The sequence below is a fragment of the Cryobacterium ruanii genome, from assembly GCF_004404055.1.
Taxonomy (GTDB): domain Bacteria; phylum Actinomycetota; class Actinomycetes; order Actinomycetales; family Microbacteriaceae; genus Cryobacterium; species Cryobacterium ruanii.
In genome coordinates, this window is sequence record NZ_SOHK01000012.1 from 151033 (window position 1) to 174542 (window position 23510).

At 63.4% G+C, this 23510-nt stretch carries 20 protein-coding genes; 14 read left to right on the forward strand and 6 right to left on the reverse strand.

The features are described from left to right. Positions 1 to 27 precede the first annotated feature (27 nt). Both E3T47_RS07910 and E3T47_RS07915 read left to right on the forward strand, forming a co-directional pair. Positions 28 to 774: a response regulator transcription factor gene (locus E3T47_RS07910; RefSeq protein WP_134555538.1), complete on the forward strand. Its 747-nt coding sequence runs from the start codon at positions 28 to 30 to the stop codon at positions 772 to 774. Beyond that, positions 774 to 2306 (forward strand): sensor histidine kinase, encoded by a 1533-nt coding sequence (locus E3T47_RS07915; RefSeq protein WP_134555539.1) that lies wholly within the window; start codon positions 774 to 776, stop codon positions 2304 to 2306. The genes E3T47_RS07910 and E3T47_RS07915 overlap by 1 nt, the downstream gene beginning before the upstream one ends. Here E3T47_RS07915 and E3T47_RS07920 read toward each other — a convergent pair. Both E3T47_RS07920 and E3T47_RS07925 read right to left on the reverse strand, forming a co-directional pair. Next, positions 2303 to 2764, reverse strand: a complete 462-nt coding sequence (locus tag E3T47_RS07920; RefSeq protein WP_134555540.1) for a MarR family winged helix-turn-helix transcriptional regulator — start codon at positions 2762 to 2764, stop codon at positions 2303 to 2305. The genes E3T47_RS07915 and E3T47_RS07920 overlap by 4 nt on opposite strands. Then, positions 2761 to 4362: an MDR family MFS transporter gene (locus E3T47_RS07925; RefSeq protein WP_241982071.1), complete on the reverse strand. Its 1602-nt coding sequence runs from the start codon at positions 4360 to 4362 to the stop codon at positions 2761 to 2763. The genes E3T47_RS07920 and E3T47_RS07925 overlap by 4 nt, the downstream gene beginning before the upstream one ends. 337 nt (positions 4363 to 4699) lie before the next feature. On the opposite strand from E3T47_RS07925, the gene rplJ reads away from it, so the two are divergent. Beyond that, entirely contained in the window at positions 4700 to 5215 is a 516-nt protein-coding gene (rplJ, locus tag E3T47_RS07930; RefSeq protein WP_092106287.1) for a 50S ribosomal protein L10, read from the forward strand. A 55-nt stretch (positions 5216 to 5270) separates the two neighbouring features. Continuing rightward, on the forward strand, positions 5271 to 5654 hold the full coding sequence (rplL, locus tag E3T47_RS07935) for a 50S ribosomal protein L7/L12 (protein WP_134555541.1): 384 nt from the start codon (positions 5271 to 5273) through the stop codon (positions 5652 to 5654). 111 nt (positions 5655 to 5765) lie between these two features. On the opposite strand, the gene E3T47_RS07940 is transcribed toward rplL, so the two are convergent. Next, positions 5766 to 6782 (reverse strand): LacI family DNA-binding transcriptional regulator, encoded by a 1017-nt coding sequence (locus E3T47_RS07940; RefSeq protein ID WP_134555542.1) that lies wholly within the window; start codon positions 6780 to 6782, stop codon positions 5766 to 5768. Positions 6783 to 7097: 315 nt separating this feature from the next. Here E3T47_RS07940 and E3T47_RS07945 point away from each other — a divergent pair, with 315 nt between their 5' ends. From E3T47_RS07945 to E3T47_RS07960, 4 genes are all read left to right on the forward strand, one after another. Then, positions 7098 to 8417: an ABC transporter substrate-binding protein gene (locus E3T47_RS07945; RefSeq protein ID WP_134555543.1), complete on the forward strand. Its 1320-nt coding sequence runs from the start codon at positions 7098 to 7100 to the stop codon at positions 8415 to 8417. Positions 8418 to 8567: 150 nt separating this feature from the next. Beyond that, on the forward strand, positions 8568 to 9701 hold the full coding sequence (locus E3T47_RS07950; RefSeq protein ID WP_134555544.1) for a carbohydrate ABC transporter permease: 1134 nt from the start codon (positions 8568 to 8570) through the stop codon (positions 9699 to 9701). Continuing rightward, a complete protein-coding gene (locus tag E3T47_RS07955; RefSeq protein ID WP_134555545.1) occupies positions 9698 to 10672 on the forward strand; it encodes a carbohydrate ABC transporter permease in 975 nt (324 codons plus the stop codon). The genes E3T47_RS07950 and E3T47_RS07955 overlap by 4 nt, the downstream gene beginning before the upstream one ends. Positions 10673 to 10771: 99 nt before the next feature. Beyond that, positions 10772 to 12706 carry an ABC transporter ATP-binding protein gene (locus tag E3T47_RS07960; RefSeq protein WP_134555670.1) on the forward strand — a complete coding sequence of 645 codons (1935 nt, stop codon included), beginning with the start codon at positions 10772 to 10774 and terminating at the stop codon, positions 12704 to 12706. A 159-nt stretch (positions 12707 to 12865) separates the two neighbouring features. Here E3T47_RS07960 and E3T47_RS07965 read toward each other — a convergent pair whose 3' ends face one another. Further along, a complete protein-coding gene (locus E3T47_RS07965; RefSeq protein ID WP_134555546.1) occupies positions 12866 to 13570 on the reverse strand; it encodes a DUF305 domain-containing protein in 705 nt (234 codons plus the stop codon). A 14-nt stretch (positions 13571 to 13584) separates the two neighbouring features. Next, positions 13585 to 14265 (reverse strand): DUF3105 domain-containing protein, encoded by a 681-nt coding sequence (locus tag E3T47_RS07970; protein ID WP_241982073.1) that lies wholly within the window; start codon positions 14263 to 14265, stop codon positions 13585 to 13587. A gap of 259 nt (positions 14266 to 14524) precedes the next feature. Here E3T47_RS07970 and E3T47_RS07975 point away from each other — a divergent pair, with 259 nt between their 5' ends. Continuing rightward, a complete protein-coding gene (locus E3T47_RS07975; RefSeq protein WP_134555548.1) occupies positions 14525 to 15889 on the forward strand; it encodes a cystathionine beta-synthase in 1365 nt (454 codons plus the stop codon). 25 nt (positions 15890 to 15914) lie between these two features. Beyond that, positions 15915 to 17066, forward strand: a complete 1152-nt coding sequence (locus E3T47_RS07980) for a cystathionine gamma-synthase (protein WP_134555549.1) — start codon at positions 15915 to 15917, stop codon at positions 17064 to 17066. Positions 17067 to 17162: 96 nt separating this feature from the next. On the opposite strand, the gene E3T47_RS07985 is transcribed toward E3T47_RS07980, so the two are convergent. Continuing rightward, positions 17163 to 17981 carry a shikimate 5-dehydrogenase gene (locus E3T47_RS07985; protein WP_174844651.1) on the reverse strand — a complete coding sequence of 273 codons (819 nt, stop codon included), beginning with the start codon at positions 17979 to 17981 and terminating at the stop codon, positions 17163 to 17165. Between the two features lie 158 nt (positions 17982 to 18139). On the opposite strand from E3T47_RS07985, the gene E3T47_RS07990 reads away from it, so the two are divergent. The 4 genes from E3T47_RS07990 (at position 18140) to E3T47_RS08005 (ending at position 23330) form a co-directional block, all read left to right on the forward strand. Then, positions 18140 to 19186, forward strand: a complete 1047-nt coding sequence (locus E3T47_RS07990) for a LacI family DNA-binding transcriptional regulator (RefSeq protein ID WP_134555550.1) — start codon at positions 18140 to 18142, stop codon at positions 19184 to 19186. 84 nt (positions 19187 to 19270) lie between these two features. Then, positions 19271 to 20821 (forward strand): multiple monosaccharide ABC transporter ATP-binding protein, encoded by a 1551-nt coding sequence (gene mmsA / locus E3T47_RS07995; RefSeq protein WP_134555551.1) that lies wholly within the window; start codon positions 19271 to 19273, stop codon positions 20819 to 20821. Continuing rightward, a complete protein-coding gene (gene mmsB, locus E3T47_RS08000; RefSeq protein ID WP_134555552.1) occupies positions 20818 to 22155 on the forward strand; it encodes a multiple monosaccharide ABC transporter permease in 1338 nt (445 codons plus the stop codon). The genes mmsA and mmsB overlap by 4 nt, the downstream gene beginning before the upstream one ends. Before the next feature lie 83 nt (positions 22156 to 22238). Beyond that, positions 22239 to 23330: a substrate-binding domain-containing protein gene (locus E3T47_RS08005; protein ID WP_134555672.1), complete on the forward strand. Its 1092-nt coding sequence runs from the start codon at positions 22239 to 22241 to the stop codon at positions 23328 to 23330. Positions 23331 to 23510 lie beyond the last annotated feature (180 nt).

A 23510-nucleotide genomic window follows, 5' to 3' on the forward strand; every position in this document is an offset into this window, starting at 1 on the left:
ATAGCCAACTGCCCGATACTCGTAAGAATGAGCAGACCTCAGAGCACCCACACCGGCCACGGCCCGCGGTTGACCAAGGCCGACGGCAGCGCCGTCCGCGTGTTGGTCGTCGACGACGAACCCACCCTCACCGATCTGCTCTCGATGGCCCTGCGTTACGAAGGCTGGGAGGTGCGCACCGCCGGCGAGGGCCGACAGGCTCTCACCATCGCCCGCGAGTTTCGGCCAGACGCCATCGTGCTCGACATCATGCTGCCCGACATCGACGGCCTGCAGGTGCTGCAGCGGGTGCGCGCCGACGGCTACGAAACCCCCGTGCTCTTTCTCACCGCCAAGGACTCGCTCGACGACCGCATCGCGGGGCTCACCGCCGGCGGCGACGACTATGTCACCAAACCGTTCAGCCTCGAAGAGGTCGTCGCCCGGCTGCGAGGTCTCATCCGCCGTTCCACCCTCGCCGTGGCCGACTCGACCGATCCGCGCATCACCGTCGGCGATCTCACTCTCGACGAAGACAGTTACGAGGTCTTCCGTGATGGCGCCGCCATCGAACTCACCGCGACCGAGTTTGAACTGCTGCGCTTTCTCATGCGCAACCCGCGCCGGGTACTCAGCAAGGCGCAGATCCTTGACCGGGTCTGGAGCTACGACTTCGGTGGCAAGTCGAGCGTCGTCGAGATTTATATCTCTTACCTGCGCAAGAAGATCGACGCCGGCCGCGAGCCGATGATCCACACGGTGCGCGGTGCAGGCTACATGCTCAAAACCGCCTGATGCCAGGGCTTCGACCACAGCGGATGCCGCGGCGCCAGCCCCGCGCGCTTTGGACCCTGCAGCGGCGTCTCGTGCTCACCGTGGTCGCGCTGCTCGCGCTCGTGAGCATCACCATCGGTGTGGTGAGCGTCGTCATTCTGCGGGCCTCCCTCATTGACCGCCTCGACCTCCAGCTCGCCTCCGCTGTCGAGCGCTCCGGAACTGTGCTCGGCATCGGTGACAATGATGGCGACAGCTTCGGCGATACCCCCGGGAACACCTACTTCGGTACGCCCACGGCCGACAGCATCCTCGCCGGACCCGCCCAGCCGCCCGGCCTGCTCGCTCTGGTCTATGACGGATCGAGCATCACGACGGGTTATACCGACGACGAGAGCGGCGCGATCGAAGAACTCTCCGCCCAGCAGGTGCGACTGCTCGCCGACCAGGCGAACCAGTCGGCCACCGCCACCGTGCACCTCGGCGGTGAACTCGGCGAGTACCGCGTGCAGGCGCAAACGTCGCGCAGCGGCATCCTCTACCTGGTCGGGCTGCCCGTGTCCGGCGTCGCGGCCACCGCAGCACAGCTGGCCCTGATCATCACGTTCGTCTCGCTCGCCGGGCTCGTCGTCGTCGCCGTCATCGCCGCCTGGGTCGTGCGGCTGGCCCTGCGACCGCTGCAACGCGTGACTGCAACCGCCACCCGGGTCGCGCAGTTGCCCCTGGACCGCGGCGAGGTCTCGCTCGACGACCGGGTTCCGGTCGGCGACACCGATCCGCGCACCGAGGTGGGTCGGGTCGGTGCCGCGCTCAACCGCATGCTCGACCACGTCGACCTCGCCCTGGAGGCGCGGCAGGCCAGTGAACGCAAGGTGCGCCAGTTCGTCGCCGACGCGAGCCATGAGTTGCGCACCCCGCTCGCCTCGATTCGTGGGTATTCCGAACTCACGCGGCGCAGCGGCCAGCAACTGCCGCCCGACGCGATTCACGCGCTCGGCCGGATCGAATCCGAGTCGGTGCGCATGACCGGCCTGGTTGAAGATCTGCTGCTGCTCGCCCGGCTCGACGAAGGGCGCGAACTCGAAATGGAGCCGGTGGACCTCACCATGCTGCTCGTCGACGCCGTCAGCGACGCGCACGCGGCCGGTCCCGATCATGTCTGGAACCTCGACCTGCCGGATGAACCGATCGAGGCGATCGGCGACGAACCGCGCCTCCGCCAGGTCATTACGAACCTGCTCGCCAACGCGCGAGTGCACACGGATGCCGGCAGCGAAGTGGTCGTTGCGCTAAAAGCCGTCGGCGACCAGGCCGTCATGACGGTCACCGACAACGGACCGGGCATACCCGCAGACCTCCGGAGCACCCTGTTCGAACGGTTCGCCAGGGGCGACAGCTCACGCTTTCGCGGAACCGGCAGCACCGGACTCGGCCTCGCAATCGTGGCCGCGGTCGTCGCGGCGCACCGCGGCGCGGTCACCGTCGACAGCGAGCCGGGCCGCACCCGGTTTCGGGTCGAGCTGCCGCTCGCCGCTGCCTCGAGGGAGGATTAGTCGGCCTCGTTCAGCCGTTCCAGCAGAGTGGCAAACTGGTCGAGCTCAGCGGGAGTCCACCGGCTGAGCCGGCGATGCACGAGGGCCGTACGATTGCGGCGCACCTCGGCAAGTTTCTCTTCGGCAAGGGCCGTCAGGGCTAAAAAGCGGGCGCGCCCGTCGAGCGGATCAACCCGGGTCTCCACGAGCCCGAGGGCGCAGAGCAACTTGGCCTGGCGGCTGATCATGCTGCGATCCACCGCGAGCACATCGGCGACAGCGCTCGCATGCGATTCGCCCCGGCGAGCGAGCACGCGCAGCAAGGCCAGTCCGAACGGCTCGAGCGTTGGGTCGATCACTGCCGCGGTCGAACGCGTGTTGGCCCGAATGTGCGAGGCCAGCATGGCCATCTGCGCTTCGACGCGGGTCAGTTCAGGGCTGTCGCCATTTACCAGGAGCGGGTCGACCACCTCACTCACGGCTTGGCCTTCGGCGATGAAGCCAGGGCCATATTGCGGGCCCGATCGATGCCGGTCTCCGTGCCGAGCGCATAGTTCGGCAGCAGCGACACCGTGAGTAGGGTCACGAGCGCCAGGGGTGCGCTGATCAAAAAGATCGTACCAACACCGGAGCCGTAGGCAGTTTCCACGATTATGCGCAGCGCATCGGGTAGCAGATTTACCTGCGGAATGACGCCATCTCCGAGCAGCCGGCCGGCATTCGCTTGATTGCCGGGGCCGAGGTTGCCGACGCGGTCCTGAATCTGCGCCGTAACGACACTGCCGAGAATGGAACCCATCACCGAGACGCCGACCGCGCCGCCGAGGCTGCGAAAGAAGGTCACCGAGCTCGTGGCCACGCCGAGGTGCCGCACCGCGATGGTGTTCTGCACGACCACTACCAGGTTCTGCATGACCATGCCAACGCCGGCGCCGAGGATGAACATGTAGATGCCGACGAAGATGAGGCTCGTGTTCACGTCGAGGGTGCCGAGCAGGGTCGTGCCGACGAGCATGAGCACCGAGCCCGAGACCATGATCGACTTCCACGTGCCACGCCGGCTGATCACGGTGCCGAATAGCGTCGACGAGATGAGCAGGCCACCCATCATCGGAATCGTGAGCAGGCCCGACTCGGTCGGCGTTGCGCCGCGGGCGAGTTGCATGTACTGGCTGAGATAGACCGAGGTGCCGAACAGCGAGACGCCGACCGCGAGGCTCGCCACGGTCGAGAGGCTGAAGGTGTGGTTGCGAAAGAGGCTGAGCGGAATGATCGGTTCCGGCGCGCGAAACTCCACGATGATCGCCGCGACGAGCAGGAGAACGGCTCCAATCACCATGACCGACGAGGTCAGCGATAGCCACCCGAACTGTGAACCGGCCAGCGTCACCCAGATGAGCAACAGTGAGACGCCGCTCGTGATGAGCGCGGCGCCGAGATAATCGATGCGCACGATCCGCTTGACCCGCGGCGGCAGGTGCAGGGTGCGTTGCAGCAGCACGATCGCGACAATCGCCACCGGCAGGGCGATGAAGAAGTTCCAGCGCCAGCCGAAAGCATCCGTGACAACGCCGCCGAGCAGCGGGCCGCCGATGGTGCCGAGGGCCATGACTGCGCCGAACAGCCCGGCGTAGCGGCCGCGCTCGCGCGGACTGATGATGTCGGCCATGATGATCTGGCTGAGGGCGACCAGACCGCCTGCGCCGAGCCCCTGCAGCACCCGGAACGCGATCAGCGTGCCGGCATCCTGGGAGAAACCCGCGAGGGCGCTGCCGATCACAAACACGCCGAGGGCCAGCTGAATGAGCAACTTGCGGTTGAACAGGTCGGCGAACTTGCCCCAGATGGGCGTGCTGACCGTCGTGGCCAGCAAAGTCGCCGTGACGACCCAGGTGTAGGCGGACTGCGAGCCCTTGAGATCACTCAGAATGAGCGGTAGCGAAGTACTCACGACGGTGTTGGCCAGAATCGACACGAACATGCCCAGCAACAGGCCCGACAGCGCTTCGAGCACCTGGCGGTGGGTCATGGAGGCAGCGGCGACCGGTTCCGTGGCGGTACGACTGGCGCGGCTCATACGATTCCTTAACTGATTGACAAATATCAACGATAGATAACTAGTAAATGAATGTCAACTACTTAACACCGCTAAGGGAGTGGATGCCCGTCCTGCGCGATTTGCACGCTCCCGCAGCGTGCCGTAGAGTTCATTCCAGCCACAGACCGCCGGTTGCTGCATGATGTCGAAAGACAAACTGCAGTCGAAGGTTCATTCACGTGAACGGCCCGCGCAGGTGTTCGAAGTTCAGTTGCAGTCTTTTAGATTGTTCCCCAAGCTCCGGCGCCCTGCGCTGGAGCTTTTTTCATGTCTGCGCCCCGGGCTACCCGGCACATGATTATTAATGAGGAGCACCATGGCGAACAAGGAAGCAACGGTCGCCGAGCTTACGGAGAAATTCGAAAGCTCGACCGCCGTTCTGCTCACCGAGTACCGCGGTCTCACTGTTGCGCAGCTCAAGAGCCTGCGTACGTCCATCAGTGAGGACGCCACGTACGCCGTGGTAAAGAACACGCTCACCAAGATCGCGGCCAACAAGGCCGGCATCACCTCGTTCGACGAGGAACTTGTCGGTCCGTCCGCTATCGCTTTCGTGCACGGAGACCCCGTCGCCGTCGCGAAGACCCTGCGTGCCTTTACCAAGGCAAACCCTCTCCTGGTGGTAAAGGGCGGTTACTTTGACGGTAACCCGCTCACCGCAGCGGAGGTTGGCAAGCTTGCCGACCTCGAGTCCCGCGAGGTGCTGCTGGCCAAGCTGGCCGGCGCCTTCAAGGCATCGCTGTTCGGAGCCGCTTATCTCTTTCAGGCACCGCTGTCGAAGGCTGTTCGCACCATCGACGCGCTGCGTGAGAAGCAGGAGTCCGCGAACTAGGCACCTGCCTGGTATCACGGTTCAAGAATTTCTAAGAAACTAAAAGGAGTACATCATGGCAAAGCTTTCCACTGAAGACCTGCTTGAGCAGTTCAAGGGCCTGACCCTCATCGAGCTCTCCGAGTTCGTCAAGGCATTCGAGGAGACCTTCGAGGTCACCGCAGCCGCTCCCGTCGCCGCTGCCGGAGCCGCTGGCCCCGCTGCTGCTGCTGAAGAGGTCGAAGAGCAGACCGCGTTCGACGTCATCCTCGACGTCGTCGGCGACAAGAAGATCCAGGTCATCAAGGTTGTGCGCGAGCTCACCAGCCTGGGCCTCGGCGAGGCCAAGGCCGTTGTCGATGGCGCGCCGAAGGCCGTCCTCGAGGGCGTTGCCAAGGACGCTGCCGAGAAGGCCAAGGCTTCCCTCGAAGAGGCCGGCGCAACCGTTACCCTCAAGTAATCATTCCCCGCGAGGGGACCTGATTGAGGCGTAGCCGACGGGCCTTCGGGCCGGTCAGCGCGTGAGGGGCGTCGTTTCCGTGAGGAGACGACGCCCCTTATTTTTGTGTCGTCAATGCGGCCGGGCTCGCGGCGCGCTCGTGCTCGCTCGAATCACGAGGCTGGTCGGCAGAACGGTTGATTCTGCTGCGCCGCCACGGGTTCCGAGTTCGGCGAGCAGAATGCGCACGGCGAGCTCGCCCTGTGCGCGCGGATATTGGACCAGGGTCGTGAGCCGAAACATCTCGGCGTGTGGATGACCGTCGATGCCGATCACACTGAGCTCGGTTGGAACTCGAATTCCCAGTTCCCGCGCCGCCAGAATCAGCCCGAAGGCGATCTCATCGCTCGCCGCGAATATCGCGGTAGGACGACGGCGAGGATCGCCGAGAAGGGCCAGGCCGCGCTCGTAGCCACCCGGCATGGTGAACTCGGCGGCATAGAAACATCCGCTCACCGATAATCCTGCGGCTACCATTGCCGCCTGAAAACCGCGCAGTCGGTTGCTGTGCACGTGAAAGTCCATCTCATCGATTTGACTCCCGCCGACGTGCACGATGTCGCGGTGCCCGAGGCTGAGCAGGTGCTCGGTGGCCAGTCGGGCTGATGCAACATCGTCGATCTCGATCGTGGGAACGCCGCGGATCGGTCCACCGATGCCGACCAGCGGTCGGCCGAGGCGGTGCAGGTGGTCGACTTCCTGCTCGCTCAAGGCCACTCCGACCGAGATGATGCCATCGAAGCGTTTGCGGGCGAGAAAGAAATCGAACACCCGGTCGCGCTCGGGGGAGGCGGGCGGCAGGTTGTACAGGGTCATGTCGTAACCCTGCACGAGGAGCGCCTGCTCCAGGCTCTCGAGGACTTCGCCGAAGAACCACCGGCTGATGAATGGAATAATGACGCCGACGTTCTGGGTGCGTCCGGTCACGAGGCTGGCGGCATTGGGTGAAGCGACATAGCCGATCTCGCGGGCGGCGGCGATGACTTTGTCTCGGGTCTCTGCGGAGACGTAGCCGTGACCGCTCAGCGCGCGGCTGGCTGTGGCCTTCGCGACGCCTGCGAGGCGCGCAACATCGGCGATCGCACTCATTCGGCCTCCGTCCATGGGACTGTTGGGAACAGGCTAGCGCCTTTTCACCAAGTCTGGAACCGGTTCCATGAAGGCCCTTGATTTATCTGAGACGGTGTCTGTAAACTCTTATGCCACGCAGTAAGAAAATCAAAATCTTTGCCGTTCCGTTACATTCACCGCCTTGCCAACGCCGATACGCCAACGTACTTTAGGGTCTGGAACCGGTTCCCGATCCGTGGCCACATTCACGTTGTTCGCGACTGATCGCCACCGTTCAAGGACTGCTCGATTCAGCACCACTCGATCCGGCACTACTCAATGAGGAGAAACAAGATGCGGCCTTTCCTGCACCGTCGAATTACAGCACCGATTGCCATGGCGGCGATTGCTGGTCTGGCCCTGGCCGGTTGTTCCGGCGGCCCCGGGTCAACCACCGATGACGCCGGAGCCGAGGGCGACGGTGTCGTCACCATATACAGCACGATCGCCGATTTCGAAGCGGAGGCGCTCGAAAAGTCTTGGGCCGAGTGGGAAAAAGACAACAACATCGACATTCAGTATGAATTTTCGAAAGAGTTCGAATCTCAGATTTCCATCCGAGCTCAGGGCGGTAATCCTCCCGACATTGGAATCTTCCCCCAGCCCGGTCTCTTCGCCGACCTGGCTAGCCGCGGGTTTATCAAGAAGGCTCCAGCCGCCGTCGAAGCAAACGTCGACGAGTACTGGTCGGCCGACTGGAAGAAGTACGGCACGGTCGAAGACGTCTTCTACGGCGCCCCGTTCAAGGCCAACCTCAAGGGCTTTATCTGGTTTTCTCCCACCAAATTCGCGGAGTGGGGTGTGGAAGTTCCCGAGACCTGGGACGACCTTCTGGCCGTGACTAAGACCATTCAGGAAAAAACCGGAGCGGCGCCGTGGTGCGCCGGATTCGGCTCCGGTGATGCAACTGGCTGGCCGGGAACAGACTGGGTCGAAGACCTCGTACTGCGTCAGGCTGGCCCGGACGTCTACGACCAGTGGTTAAACAACGAAATTCCGTTCACTGACCCCGCCATCGCCGAAGCCTTCGACTCCGTCGGCGAAATCCTGCTCAACCCGGACTACGTGAACGCCGGTTTTGGCGACGTGAAGTCGATCAATAGCACCCCCTTCGGTGATGTTGCCGCGCCTATCGTTGACGGCACTTGCGCCCTGACCCACCAAGCATCCTTCTTCGACGGTTTCCTCGGCGACGCTGGCGGCAAGGTTGGCCCGGATGCCGACATCTGGGCGTTCATGACCCCGTCGATCGAAGCCGGTGGCCAGGCGGTGACCGGCGGTGGCGAGATTGTCGGTGCTTTCGCCGATGACGCGGACACCGTGGCGGTGCAGGAGTATCTGTCGACGCCGGAGTGGGCGAATAGCCTAGTGTCGATCGGCGGCGGTATTAGCGCCAACACCGGTGTCGACCCCGAACTCGTCGACAGCCCGATCCTCGCGGAATCGATCAGGATCCTCCAGGACCCTGACACCACGTTCCGCTTTGACGCCTCCGACCTGATGCCAGGTGCGGTCGGATCCGGAACCTTCTTCAAGGGCATTGTCAGCTGGATTAACGGAACACCCACCTCCGAGGTGCTCACCAGCATCGAGGCAGGCTGGCCGTCGAAGTAGCTCAACCTCCAGCACCATAAGCATGATCGGTGTGCCGCCCGCGATCAGAAACGGGCGGCACACCTCGCGCTGGAGGTGTACGTTATCGACACGTTTTCACCGGTTCATACGTGATCTCCAGGGTCCACTGTCGTACTCGAAAGGTTTCAGATGTCCGCATTCTTCTCCTGGTTGGCGCAACTACCAGCGCTGGCACAAGTCCCCATCGTGATCCTGGCGTTTGGTGTCGTCGTTGGTGCCATCTTGTTCTTCGTTGAGATTGCCCCACGCTCTGGTCGGATCTACACGATCATCCGTCTTGCCGTCTGCGTTCTGGCACCGCTGCTCATTCTGTTGGTCGGTAACTCTTATACGTGGGCCATCATCGGTGCCGGCGTACTGGGCCTCGGCTTCTTTTACATCGACTACCGCTCGCGCAAGGGCGCTGGCTACCTGTTCCAGTTGGTCGGTTTCCTTGCCCCGGCCGTGCTCCTGCTGGCCATCGGCTTGGTGATTCCGACGATTCAGACCACGGTGCAGGCCTTCATGAGCGCTCGCGGTGACCGGTTCGTCGGCCTGGACAACTTCGCCTGGATTTTCACGCAGCCCGAGAACGTGCGCATCGTGCTCAACACGATTGTCTGGGTGCTGATCGTTCCGACCATCTCGACCGTCGCCGGTCTCGCGTATGCGGTGTTCATCGACAAGAGCCGAGGTGAGAAGTATTTCAAGATTCTGGTCTTCATGCCGATGGCCATCTCGCTGGTGGGAGCATCCATTATTTGGCGTTTCGTCTACACGGCCCGCCCGGCCGACCAGGAGCAGATCGGCCTGCTGAACCAGCTTGTGGTCATGTTTGGCGGGCAGCCGGTCGACTTTCTGTCTGTGTCCCCGTTCAACACCCTGTTTCTCATCGTGATTCTCATCTGGGTACAGACCGGGTTCGCCATGGTCGTGCTGTCTGCCGCCATCAAGGGCGTACCGACCGAGCAGATGGAGGCGGCCGAGCTCGATGGCACCAACGCTTGGGAGCAGTTCGTGAACGTGACGGTCCCCGGCATCCGCAGTGCCCTCGTCGTCGTTTTGACGACAATCTCCATCGTGTCGCTGAAGGTCTTTGACATTGTGCGCACCACGACGGCCGGGTCTAACGAGACCAGCGTCGTCGCCAACGAAATGTACACCCAGTTCAAGAACTTCGAGCAGGGCCGTTCAGCCGCCTTTGCCCTGGTCTTGTTTCTGCTGGTGCTGCCGATCGTCATCTACAACGCCCGCCAGATCAAGAAGCAGAGGGAAATCCGATGAGCTCCGTCATGCCCGTAAGACTTCCCGTTGACGCCCAGACCACGCGGCGACTGCGACGCGGCGTTCGCCGGATGGAGTCGCCAATCGCCCGCAACACCAAAAAACGGCTCACCAGCCGCGGGGCGACCATTGGGGCGCTCATCATCGCGGTGCTGTGGTCTATCCCCACGCTGGGCCTGCTCGTATCGTCGTTCCGGCCGGCGCAGCAGGTGCGTAGCACCGGTTGGTGGACCATTTTCACCAACACCGGGGTCACCTTCGACAACTACACAGCTGCGCTGGCTGCCGGAAACAGCCAGCTCAATCTGGCCGGTTCCTTCATTAACTCGGTCGCCATTACCCTGCCAGCTACGCTCATCCCATTGATGATTGCCAGCCTCGCGGCCTATGCCTTCGCCTGGATCGACTTTCGGGGCAAGAATGCCATGTTCATCGCAGTGTTCGCGCTGCAGATCGTGCCCATTCAGATGGCGCTGGTGCCGCTGCTTCAGTTCTTCTCCGGTGGTACGATTTTTGGTTACCCCGTGGTCGCAGCGCTAAACCCGGGCAGCGGCTATTCGCAGGTGTGGATTGCGCACACGATGTTCGCTCTTCCACTGGCCATCTACCTGCTGCACAACTTCATCTCGGAGATACCGAGTGAGGTCATTGAAGCGGCCAGGGTCGACGGCGCCGGCCACGGGCAGATCTTCTTTCGCATCGTGTTGCCGCTGACCATGCCGGCCATCGCGTCGATCGCCATCTTCCAGTTTCTTTGGGTCTGGAACGACCTGCTGGTGGCACTGATCTTCGCGGACGGCGCGGTCGCCCCGATGACCAAACTGCTCGCCGAACTTTCCGGTGCGCGTGGGCAGGACTGGCATCTGCTCACAGCCGGTGCCTTCCTGTCGATTCTGGTTCCGCTGATCGTGTTCTTCTCCCTGCAGCGGTTCTTCGTGCGCGGCCTGCTCGCCGGGTCGACCAAGGGCTAGATGCGCGCTCGTGCGGGAACGGATGCCCGCGGGCCGGTCGGCTGCGGGCATCCGTTTTGGGCGATCTGCATTGAGCTTTAGAGTGAATGCATGAGTGGAATGCACGGTGCTCCGGGCCCGGGCCCGGGTTCGCGGCAGCAGGCGGGCGTCGAGCGCCCGCGCAAGCGAGTTAGTGGAGCGGATGCTGCGGCGCAGCGCGCCGAGAACGCCCTCGCCCCGCGCATCCCGCACCTGCTGCGACGTATCAGCGCACTTTTCGCCCCGCATCGCAGCACCCTCGTCGTCACCGTCGTACTCGTTCTGGTCAGCGCCGCTCTGTCGGTGGTGCCGCCGCTCCTCACCCAGCGCGCCTTCGACGACGGACTGTTTCCCGCCGGCGGCACCCCCAACCTCTCGGTTCTCGGCGTTCTCGTTGCGCTCATGCTCGGTGTATTCCTGGTCAATGCGCTGCTCGGTGTCTGGCAGACCTGGCTTACCGCGACGGTAGGCAACAAAGTCATGGGCGCCCTACGCGTAAGGCTGTTCACCCACCTGCAGGCGATGGAGCTCAGCTTCTTCACCAAAACCAAGACCGGTGTCATTCAATCGCGGTTGCAAAACGACGTCGGCGGTGTCGCGACGGTGCTGACCAACACCATTTCGAGCATCCTCGGCAACACCGTCACGGTGATCGCCGCCTTCGTGGCGATGCTGCTGCTGAACTGGCAGCTGACGATCGTGGCGGTGGTACTCATGCCCATTCTGGTGTTCGCCCAGCGCCGCGTCGGCCAGGTGCGGGCGCGCATTGCTGGCAAGACCCAGGAATCGCTGTCGGACATGACCGCCATCACGCAGGAAACCTTGAGCGTGTCTGGCATCCTCCTGTCGAAGAGCTTCACCAGGCAGCAGAACGAGATCGAACGCTACGCTGAAGAGAACCGCAATCAGGTGCGCCTGCAGGTGAGTCAGCAGATGAGCGGCCAGTGGTTCTTCGCCACGGTGAGCGTGTTCCTATCGGCCATTCCTGCGATCGTCTACCTCGTGGCCGGGGCACTCGTGTTCAATGGCACGACCGACATCACGCCCGGTACGATCGTGGCGTTCACCACCGTGCAGGCGCGACTGATCTTTCCGCTGCTCGGACTCATGCGCGTCGCGCTCGACCTGCAAACCTCATCAGCCTTGTTCGCACGCATCTTCGAGTACCTCGACCTGAAGCCGGCGATCAGCGACAAGCCGGACGCGGCGCTCGTGCCGTCGGCCGGCTCCGATGGAGGCCGGGTTGAATTCGACCACGTGCGCTTCAACTACCCGGATGCCGGCGGTGATGCCCGACCGACCCTCGACGACGTGTCCTTGATGATCGAACCGGGCCAGTTCGCGGCCTTCGTCGGTCCGTCGGGCGCCGGTAAGACCACGGTGTCATACCTGATTCCGCGCTTCTACGAGGCCTCGGCCGGCCGGGTGATGTTCTCCGGTGTCGATGTGCGCGACCTGCAGCAGGAGTCGCTGGTGTCGCACATCGGCATCGTCAGCCAGGAGACCTACCTGTTCCACGCGACGATCGCCGAGAACCTGCGCTACGCCAAACCCGAGGCAACGGATGCCGAGCTGGTCGCTGCCGCGCGCGCCGCCAACATTCACGACACGATTGACTCGTTCCCCGAGAAGTACGACACGATGGTCGGGGAGCGCGGCTACCGGCTCTCCGGCGGCGAGAAGCAGCGCATCGCCATCGCGCGGGTGCTGCTCAAGGACCCGCCGGTGCTCATCCTCGACGAGGCCACGAGCGCGCTCGATTCCCTCTCGGAGAGCGTGGTGCAAGCCGCCCTCGACACTGCGAGCCACGGTCGCACCACCATCGCGATTGCCCACCGCCTGTCGACGATCGTCGGCGCCGACGTGATCTTCGTCGTCGACGCCGGCCGCATCGTCGAGCGCGGCACCCACGCCGAACTGCTCGCCCGCGGCACCGTCTATGCGAGCCTCTACGCCCGCCAGATCACGTCGAGCCTCGTCCCTTCCGAAGCCCCCGAGCGACTCCCGGCCCCCTAACATTCCGCACCATAGCCCCCACTCCCTGCTCCCCCGCGCGCAAATTTTTCGCACTAAATGATTCTGCGCCTGGCATTCTGCACGGAACTCGTGTGTACGGGAGTGGGGGAGGATTGGGCCCCGGGTTCATATGGTGGGCCCGGGATCGTCGGGGGCGAGCTAGGAGCGTTCGGCGAGCATACCGGTCATCAGGTCGATCTCGGATTCCTGGCTCAGCACCACCGAGGTTGCGAAGGCCTGCACGGTCGCATTTGTGCTGCGGTCCAGCACGGCCTCGGCCATTTCGATCGCCCCCCGGTGATGGGCGATCATGATGACGAGAAACTCCCGCTCCGCTTCCATGTCGGACGCCGCGGTGAGCGCCGCGATCTGCGCGGCGGTCGCGAGCCCGGGCATCGGCTCTCCGGCGACGTGTGCGGCGCCGGAATCGGCCGTGTGCGACGAATCGTGCGACTCGCCCTCCAGTGTCGGCCGGGTCATCCAGGTCATGGAGGGTTCCGGCGCGAACTGCGGGAGGTTCCAGACGGCGAGCCACCCCGACATCTGCCCGCTCTGCTGGGCCTGCGTCGTAGCAATGTCGTAGGCGAGCAGCCGCACGGGGGCATCGTCGGTACGGTCACGAATGATCAGTGCGAGTTCGACGCCCTGGTTGTGGTGCTCCTGCATGTCCCTAGAAAAGCCAGCCTCGGCGCTGGTCGTGCCGGGTGTCGCATCGACGATCGTGCTCAGCCGCCCGATCGAGAAGGCCACAGCACCGACGATCAGCGCCGTGGCAATCGCCGTGACGATGAGGGCACGCAGAAGCGACCGGCGCGCGTGGGACGGGTGGGCATCCGCTGTGGCCTGTGGGCTGGCTGAAGTCACGGTGCGCGTGTGTTCTAGGAGACCTTGCCGGGGGCGTCGATCGCGCCCGAGCAGGGGCTACCGTTTTCTGGCACGTTCGTGCTCTTCCAGAATTCCGTGAAAAATTCGGGGATGCGCGGGTCATCGGCGCGGTCGACCTGCAGCTGCGAGTTCCAGCCGCTCAGTACGATCGGCGCGGGAATGCCCTCGAACGGCGAGAGGATGACGTAGCTCGACGGCAGTTGGGCCTTGAGCGTCTCCAGCTCGGTGTCGGAGATCGCCGCGTCGTAGGTCACCCAGATGGCCCCATGCTCGAGCGAGTGAACGGCATTCTCGTTCGGAACCGCTTGTTCGTAGACTCCGCAATTAAGCCAGGCCGCGTTGTGCTCGCCGCCGGCGGGCGGCGTCTGCTCATACGTGACGGCCGTCTTGACGTGGCCGGCCGTGTTGGAGAAGGTCTCGGCCCCGTCGATCGTCGATGCGTTACCGGCCCCGCCGCCGGCATAGTTCGCAGCCTTCGGGGTCGACACGAACGCTGTCACCACCAGGGCGATGATAGCGACGATGGCCACCCCACCACCGATGACGCCGATCAGGCGATTGCGCTTGCCGCGCTGTTGCTGGCGGTGGTATTCCTCCAGCTTTTTCGCGCGCTTCGCGGCACGTTCATCCTTGATTGACGCTTTATTCGCGGGGGAGCCGGGCTGGGGGGTCACGTGTGGCCTCTCTATTGGTGCTACTTCCCTTCGAACGTATCAGGCGCTCCTGTTCTTTCCCCCGATGCTGCCCTCACAGTCATTTCTCAGGCTGGTCGCTGGCTGGCGCTGCCCGTTAGGATCGAAAAGTGCCCGTTCATTCGTCGTGTTGCTGCTGTCACTAGCCGATCCCTGCGCTCGTGACGGCCACCGCTTACCCGGTGAGCAACCCCGAGGCCGCGCCTGCCAACTGGCGCGCAGCCCGACAGAAGGAATTTCCATGAAGATCGCAGACACCATTCTTGACCTCATCGGTGACACCCCGCTAGTCAAACTCCACAAGGTCACCGCAGGAGTGAGCGCAACGGTGCTTGTGAAGCTTGAATATCTCAACCCGGGCGGTTCGGCGAAGGACCGCATCGCGGTGCGCATCATCGATGCCGCCGAGCGCGACGGCCTGCTCAAGCCGGGCGGCACCATCGTCGAGCCAACCTCGGGCAACACCGGTGTCGGCCTGGCCCTGGTGGCGCAGCAGCGCGGCTACAAGTGCGTGTTCGTTCTGCCCGACAAGGTGGGCGAAGACAAACGCAACGTGCTCACGGCCTACGGCGCCGAGATCGTCGTGACGCCGACCTCGGTTGCGCCTGACGACCCCGAATCGTACTACAGCGTCTCAGACCGGCTGGCCCGGGATATTCCCGGTGCCTTCAAGCCCAACCAGTACTTCAACTTGAACGGCCCGCTCAGCCACTATGAGACCACCGGACCGGAGATCTGGCGTGACACCGACGGAACAGTCACCCACTTCGTCGCGGGCGTCGGAACCGGCGGCACCATCACCGGCACCGGCCGCTACCTGCGCGAGGTCTCCAGTGACACCGTGCGAATCATCGGTGCCGACCCGGAAGGCTCCGTCTATTCTGGGGGAACCGGCCGTCCCTACCTCGTCGAGGGCGTCGGCGAGGATTTCTGGCCGGGCGCCTACGATCCCACCGTCGTGCACGAGGTCATCGCCGTCTCCGACGCCGACGCCTTCGCCATGACCCGCCGGCTCGCCCTCGAAGAAGGAATCCTCGTCGGCGGCTCGAGCGGGATGGCCGTTGTGGCCGCGTTGCGCGCGGCCGAAAGGCTTGGCCCCGACGACACGATCGTCGTGTTGCTGCCCGACGGCGGCCGCGGCTACCTCGGCAAGATCTTCAACGACGGGTGGATGCGCAGCTATGGGTTCAGCAACGCTCCCGCCGGTCACGCAGTCGCCAATTTGCTGGAATCGAAGACTGGTCGCCTACCGGCCCTGGTCTACGTGCACCCGAGTGACACGGTGCACGATGCGATCGAGACCATGACGAGTCAGGGTGTGTCGCAGCTGCTCGTACTAAGCGCTAAACCGCCCGTCGTCATGGGCGAGGTGCTCGGCGCCGTGGATGAGCGCGCCCTGATGGACCTCGTCTTCTCCGGTGACGCTAAGCTCACCGACCGGGTTGGCTCCATCGTCGGCGACGCGCTCCCGCTGATCGGCGTCAACGAACCCGTTGCCGCCGCGCGCGCCGCGTTCGCCGAGCACGACGCGCTGCTCGTGACCGACGGCGGTAAACCGCTCGGCGTCATCACCCGGCACGACCTGCTCAGCTACCTGAGCGCCTGAACATTTTTTTCACAGAGGGAGCGCCATGAATAACACTCAGAAGTTCGACACGATCGCCATCCACGCCGGTCAGGCATTCGATCCGACCACTGGCGCCGTCATTCCGCCGATCTATCAGACCTCCACCTACGTGCAGGACGGCATCGGCAACCTCCGCGACGGCTACGAGTACAGTCGTGGAGGTAACCCCACCCGGACCGTGCTCGAGACCCTGCTTGCCGCGCTCGAGGGCGGCAAGCACGGCTTGTCCTTCGCGAGCGGCCTCGCTGCAGAAGACACCATCCTTCGCGCCATTTTGAAGCCGGGCGATCACGTCGTGCTCGGCAACGACGTCTACGGCGGAACCCACCGCCTCATCAACACGGTGCATGCCGCCTGGGGCGTGACGAACACCACGGTGGAGATGAGCGACCTCGAGGCTGTCGAAGCGGCTATCCGCTCGGAGACCAGAATCCTCTGGGTCGAGACACCGAGCAACCCGCTCATGAAGATCAGCGACATCGCGGCGCTCGCCGAGATCGCGCACCGGCACGGCGTGGTCGCGATCGTCGACAACACCTTTGCATCACCGGCGCTGCAGCATCCGCTTGAATTCGGCGCCGACGTCATCGTGCACTCGACTACCAAATACCTTGGCGGCCACTCCGATGTGCTCGGCGGCGCGCTCATCATCAACGACGACGAGCTGCACGAGAAGGCCCAGTTTCTGCAGTTCGCGGCCGGACCGGTGTCGGCGCCGCTCGACTCCTGGCTCACCGTGCGCGGCATCAAGACGCTCTCGGTGCGCATGGACCGCCACTGCAGCAACGCCCAGGCCATCGCCGAGTATCTCGACGGTCACCCCGCGATCGCGCAGGTCTTCTACCCGGGCCTGCCCGGCCACCCCGGCCATGAGCTGGCGAAAAAGCAGATGTCCGGCTTTGGCGGCATGATCTCCGTTGCGTTCGCCGGTGGTGCCGCTGCTGCGCGCCTGTTCGCCGAGTCGATGCACCTGTTCCAGCTGGCCGAGTCGCTCGGCGGGGTCGAATCGCTCGTGAACTACCCCTCGGAGATGACGCACGCTTCGGTGCGCGGCACCGAGCTGGAGGTTCCCGACAACATCGTGCGCCTGTCGGTCGGCATCGAAGACATCGCCGACCTCATCGCCGACCTCGAGAGCGCACTGCCCCGGGCCTGAGCCCGCATGTTTTCGCGCCCAGGCTCGCAGTGCGAACGCCGGCGCAGTTTATAAGCTGCGCCCACGTTCCGGGCCCGGTCGCTGTGCAAAAAAGGTTCAGGGCTGGCGGGAGAAAGCGGCGGCACAGCGCACCTGATCGGGGGTAGGACGGATGCCCGTGTACAGAAAGAATTGCTCCTCGGCTTGCAAGGCCACCACCTCGGCCCCCGTGATAACGGGCCTGCCGAGCGCTCGCGCCGCCACGATGAGCGGTGTCTCGGCGGGGGACGCCACGACGTCGAAGACCAGGCTCGCCGCCTTGATCGCCGTGTCGGGGAACGACAGGTCGTTGGCGTGAGCACCGCCGGCCATGCCCACCGGCGTGACGTTGACGATCAGGTCAGCGGTGAGCATGCCGATGTCGGGCGCCCAGCCGTAGTCATAGAGTGCGGCCAGGGCCCGGCCGGCGACCTCGTTGCGGGCGACAATCGTGCCACGGGTGAACTCGGCGTCGTGCAGGGCTGCCGCGACGGCCTTGGCCATGCCGCCGCTCCCGCGCACGATCACCGAGAAGTCGCTCGACACGTCGTGCTGGACTAGCAAGCGCTGCACGGCCGAATAGTCAGTGTTGTAGGCGGTCAGGTGACCGCCGTCGTTCACGATGGTGTTGACCGAGTCGATGGCCGCAGCCGAAGCGTCCATTTCGTCGATGAGTGCGATGACGTCTTCCTTGTAGGGCATGGACACCGCGCAGCCGCGAATGCCCAGCCCACGTACACCCGCGATGGCGTCGGCCAGGTTGGCCGGGGCGAACGCCTTGTAGATGAAGTTCAGGCCCAGCTCCTCGTAGAGGTAGTTGTGGAACCGGGTACCCAGATTGCTCGGCCGGGCCGAAAGCGAAATACACAGGGTCATGTCTTTGTTCAGAATGGGCATGCCTACAGTGTGACCTGTTCTGCCGGCTTCGTCACGCGCTGTCGGCACCGTGCGCCGGGCGCGTTTAGACCCAGAACTGGATCCCCGAGAAACCGGGCGGGGAGCATAATGGACCTGCGTTCACAATTGTGACCGTGCACATGCGAGCAAGGTTGTCCATGTCGGCAGATCTTCCCAAAGATCGCGCACCCAGCATCCGTGATGTCGCGCGCCTGGCCGGGGTGTCACACCAGACGGTGTCCCGCGTGCTCAACGACCACCCCAGCATTCGCGCGACCACGAAGGCCCGAATTCTCCAGGTGATGGAGGAACTGCAATATCGGCCGAATCAAGCGGCCAGGGCGTTGTCGAAGGGCCGGTCCCGTACGATCGGAATTCTCACCGCGTCCAGCGCTCAGTACGGCCCGACCCGGAGCGTCGCCGCGATCGAGGATGCTGCGCGGCGGCAGGGGTACTTTGTTGACACCGCCAACCTGGGCGGCGCCGACCCGGCTGCGATCGAGGACGCATTGGAGCACCTGCTCGATCAGGCGGTCGAGGGCCTCGTGATCATCGCTCCCCAGGAACGAGTCTTCGATGTGCTCGAGCGATTAGACATTGCTGTTCCCTACGTCAGCCTGCAATCCACCGGAAAGCATGATCTGCGGGCGCTCGCGGCCGACCAGATCCTGGGCGCGAAAATGGCCACCCGACATCTCATCGATCTGGGTCACCGGGAGATCGTGCACCTGGCCGGACCGCAGGACTGGAACGAGGCCGAAGCGCGTATGCGCGGGTTTCTGCTCGAGATTGACGACGCTGACCTGATCACTCACCCGCCGATTTTGGGGGACTGGAGCGCGGATTTTGGATATTTCGCGGGTCAGGAGTTGCTCCGATCCCGGGACTTCTCAGCCGTGTTCGCGGCCAACGACGAGATGGCGCTGGGGCTGCTGCACGCTTTGCACGACGCCAGGCTCAGTGTTCCGGGTGACGTGAGCGTGGTCGGATTCGACGATATTCCGGTGGCCAGCCACAGCTGGCCGCCACTTACCACCGTGCATCAGGACTTCGATGCGATCGGCCGTCTGGCTTTCGCGACGCTCCTGGGCGAGATGGGAATGAGTGAGGAAGTGCCGTCGGCCCCTATCGCCCCGCGACTGGTCGTGCGCGGATCCAGCGGACCGGTGCCGGTCTCCCGACTGCCGTTACTTAAGCGTTATTAACAGCCCTTGACATGGCTAGACGCAGAGACCAGCATAGACTTCGATGTGAACGGTCACAATGACCGCTGACGGAGGAGTAAACCAATGCCGGTTGAGCACGTGATCTTGGAGATGCGTTCCATCACCAAGGAGTTTCCCGGTGTGAAAGCGCTCTCCGATGTGTCCCTCACCGTCCTGGCCGGAGAGATCCACGCGATCTGCGGCGAGAACGGTGCCGGCAAGTCCACGCTCATGAAGGTGCTCTCCGGGGTCTACCCATACGGCTCCTATTCGGGCGACATCATCTTTCAGGGCACCGAGATGAGGTTCAAGGACATCCGCTCCAGCGAAGCGGCCGGAATCGTCATCATTCACCAGGAACTCGCCCTCATTCCTGAACTCTCGATTACCGAGAACATCTTTCTCGGTAATGAACCCACCAAGTGGGGTGCCATTGACTGGGTTGGAGCCAAGCGAACCGCCTACGAGCTGCTCGCTCGGGTCGGCCTCCGCGACGACCCCGACACCCTGATCAAGAACATCGGCGTTGGCAAGCAGCAACTGGTCGAAATCGCCAAGGCGCTGAACAAATCGGTGAAGGTGCTCATCCTCGACGAACCGACGGCCGCGCTCAACGAGGCCGACTCCCAACACCTGCTCGACCTCATTCGTGGGCTCAAGAGCAAGGGCATCAGTTCGATCATGATCTCCCACAAGCTCAACGAGATCGAACAGATCGCCGACTCGATCACCATCATTCGCGACGGCCGAGCAATCGAGACCCTCGACATCGCTGCCGACGGCGTCAACGAGGACCGCATTATTCGCGGCATGGTCGGCCGCAGTCTGGAGAGCCGGTTTCCCGACCGCACACCGAAAATCGGCGAGGTGTTCTTCGAGGTGCGCGACTGGACAGTGCAACACCCTCAGATGTCCGAGCGGATGGTCGTGAAAGGGTCCAACCTGACCGTGCGCACCGGCGAGATCGTCGGCATCGCCGGGCTGATGGGCGCCGGGCGCACTGAGCTCGCCATGAGCATCTTCGGCCGTTCCTACGGTAATTTCATCTCCGGCCACATTTTCAAGGACGGTAAGGAGATCGAGCTGCGCAACGTCGGCGAGGCCATCGGGCACGGTCTCGCCTACGTCAGCGAGGACCGCAAAGCGCTCGGACTCAACCTGCTCGACGACATCAAACGCTCCGTCGTCTCGGCCAAGTTGTCGAAAATCTCGGCCGGCCCCGTTGTGAACGATGCCAAGGAGTACTCGATCGCCGAGGAGTACCGCAAGAGTCTGCGGATCAAAACGCCCAACGTCGATATGGGCGTGAGCAAACTGTCCGGCGGCAACCAGCAAAAGGTTGTGCTGGCCAAGTGGATGTTCACCGACCCCGACATCCTGATCCTGGATGAACCTACCCGCGGCATCGACGTCGGGGCGAAATACGAGATCTACGGCATCATTCAGGCCCTCGCCGCCCAGGGCAAAGGCGTGATCCTCATCTCGTCCGAGCTGCCGGAGCTGCTTGGTCTGGCCGACCGCATCTACACAATCTTCGAGGGCGCCATCACCGACTGCATTGACGGTGCCGATGCCGACCCGGAATCCCTGATGAAAAGCATGACCTCTGCCAAGAAAAAGGTGCGCAGCATATGAGCTTCAACACGACCCCGATCGATACGAAAAAGGACGAAGGCCGCAGGTCGATCTTCGGTCGCGGCAAGAACAATCTTCGCCAGTTCGGAATCCTGTTCAGCCTGATCGCCATCATCGTCCTATTCCAAATTCTGACCGATGGTCTCACCCTCTCCTCGGGCAACCTGATCAACCTGGTCAGCCAGTACTCCTACATTCTCATTCTCGCTATCGGCATGGTCATGGTGATCATCGCCGGCCATATCGACCTGTCGGTCGGCTCGGTCGCCGCCTTCTCCGGTATCGTCGTCGCGACCTCGATGTCGGAGTGGAGTTTTCCCTGGCCGCTGGCCGTACTTTTTGGCTTGCTCGTCGGTGCAGTGATTGGAGCCTGGCAGGGATTCTGGGTGGCCTACATCGGGGTTCCCGCCTTCATCGTCACTTTGGCCGGCATGCTGATCTTTCGCGGCGGCAACCAGTTCTTCGGTAACGCCAACACGGTGCCCGTGCCTGAAGGCTTCACCGTGATCGGTGCCGGTTACCTGCCCGAGATGGGGCCGGCCACCGGTTACAACAACCTCACCCTGCTACTCGGCTTTCTGATCGCGATTGCCATTGCCGTGCGGGAGTGGCGGGCCAGGCGGGTGCAGAAAACGATGCACTCTGAGATGTCCCCCCTCTGGGCCAGCTTGCTCAAGATCGGCCTCCTCGACGCTGTCGTCCTCTACGCGACCTTCCTCTTCGCCGGTGGGCGGGTCGGCACGAGCTTCCCGGTGTCGGGAATCATCCTCGGCGTGCTCGTGCTGTTCTACAGCTTCGTCACCCGCAACACCATCCTGGGGCGCCACGTCTACGCGGTAGGCGGCAACAAACTCGCTGCTGAGCTCTCGGGGGTCAACTCCCGACGCGTCAACTTTCTTGTCATGATGAACATGTCGATCCTGGCCTCCCTGGCCGGCATGATCTTCGTGGCTCGCGCCGGGGCATCCGGGCCGCAGGACGGCCTCAGCTGGGAACTCGACGCGATCGCCGCGGTCTTCATTGGCGGCGCTGCGGTGTCGGGTGGTATTGGCACCGTGATCGGCTCCATCGTGGGTGGTCTGGTCATGGCCGTACTGAATAACGGGCTGCAACTGCTCGGCGTAGGTTCTGACCTCGTACAGATCATCAAGGGACTGGTACTCCTGGTGGCCGTGGGCGTGGACGTTTGGAACAAGAGCCAGGGCCGGCCATCGATCATCGGCCTGCTCACCCGCAACCGCAAGGTTTCTGATCCGCCAACGGCGCCACCTGCAGTGCTCCCGGATGCCGGCACACCGGCTTCGGCGCGGCCCGCCGACAGCGCTGCCAACTGAACGTGAGCCGTTCTTCGAACGCTACCAGTCTGATGATTTTCCCTCTGCCTACCCTTTAACCCAATGAACAGAAAGTGATTGACATGCGAAAAATTCTCACGGTCACAGCGGTCGCCGCAGTAGCGCTCATGGCGCTCTCCGGTTGCTCCAGCCGAGCTCCGGAGACGGCCGGCGGCGGCAGCGCCGCAGCCGGATTCCCGGAAGACTCCGTCATCGGCGTTGCGCTCCCCTCGAAGACGAGCGAAAACTGGGTGCTGGCCGGTGGTCTGTTTGAAGACGGTCTCAAGGAGGCCGGCTTCAAGGGCGACGTGCAGTACGCCGGAGCCTCGACCACGGTCAAGGACCAGCAGGACCAAATTTCCGCCATGGTCACGAACGGTGCCAAGGTCATTATCATCGGAGCCCAGGACGGCGGCCAGCTCGGCACGCAGGTCAAGGATGCCCACGATGCCGGTGCCATCGTCATCGCCTACGACCGCCTCATTCTGAACACCGACAACGTTGACTACTACGTGGCCTACGACAACTTCAAGGTGGGGGAACTGCAGGGTCAGGCACTCCTGGATGGTCTTGCCGCTAAGAAGCCCGAGGGGCCGTACAATATCGAATTGTTCTCGGGCAACTCTGCCGACGCCAATGCTCCGGTGTTCTTCAACGGGGCGATGAGCGTGCTGCAGCCGAAGATCGATGACGGAACTCTCGTTGTGGCCTCCGGTCAGACCGACATCAAGCAGACTGCAACCGCAGACTGGAAGCCGGAGAACGCTCAGAGCCGTATGGACTCGCTGCTCACCAGCACCTACGGAAGCCAGGAACTCGACGGGGTCCTGTCGCCGAACGACACCCTGGCACGCGCCATCATCACCTCGGTGAAGGCAGCCGGCAAGCCCATCCCGGTCGTCACCGGTCAGGACTCCGAGGTCGAGTCCGTCAAGTCGATCATGGCGGGCGAGCAGTACTCGACGATCAACAAGGACACCCGCGTCCTCGTGAAGCAGGCCATTGATATGGTCAAGGTGCTCCAGACCGGAGGCACCGCCGAGACCAACGACGACACCTACGACAACGGCAACAAGATCGTGCCCGCGTTCCTGTTGCCGCCGGTGATCGTGACCAAGGAGAATGCGGCTGAGGCCTATGCCAATGACCCGAAGCTGTCGCCGCTGACCAAGTAGGGCGCAGGCATCCGCTTAGCCAGCACCGCCTGACGGGCCGGTCGCCACTTCGGTGGGGACCGGCCCGTTTGTGCGTGCCTGGCCGGCGCCCCAGCCGAGCGGCGGATGCCCGCGACGGTGGGGGTGCGACACGCCGACTACGATTCCACAGGCAAAATACAGTCGAGAACGGTGCCTGTG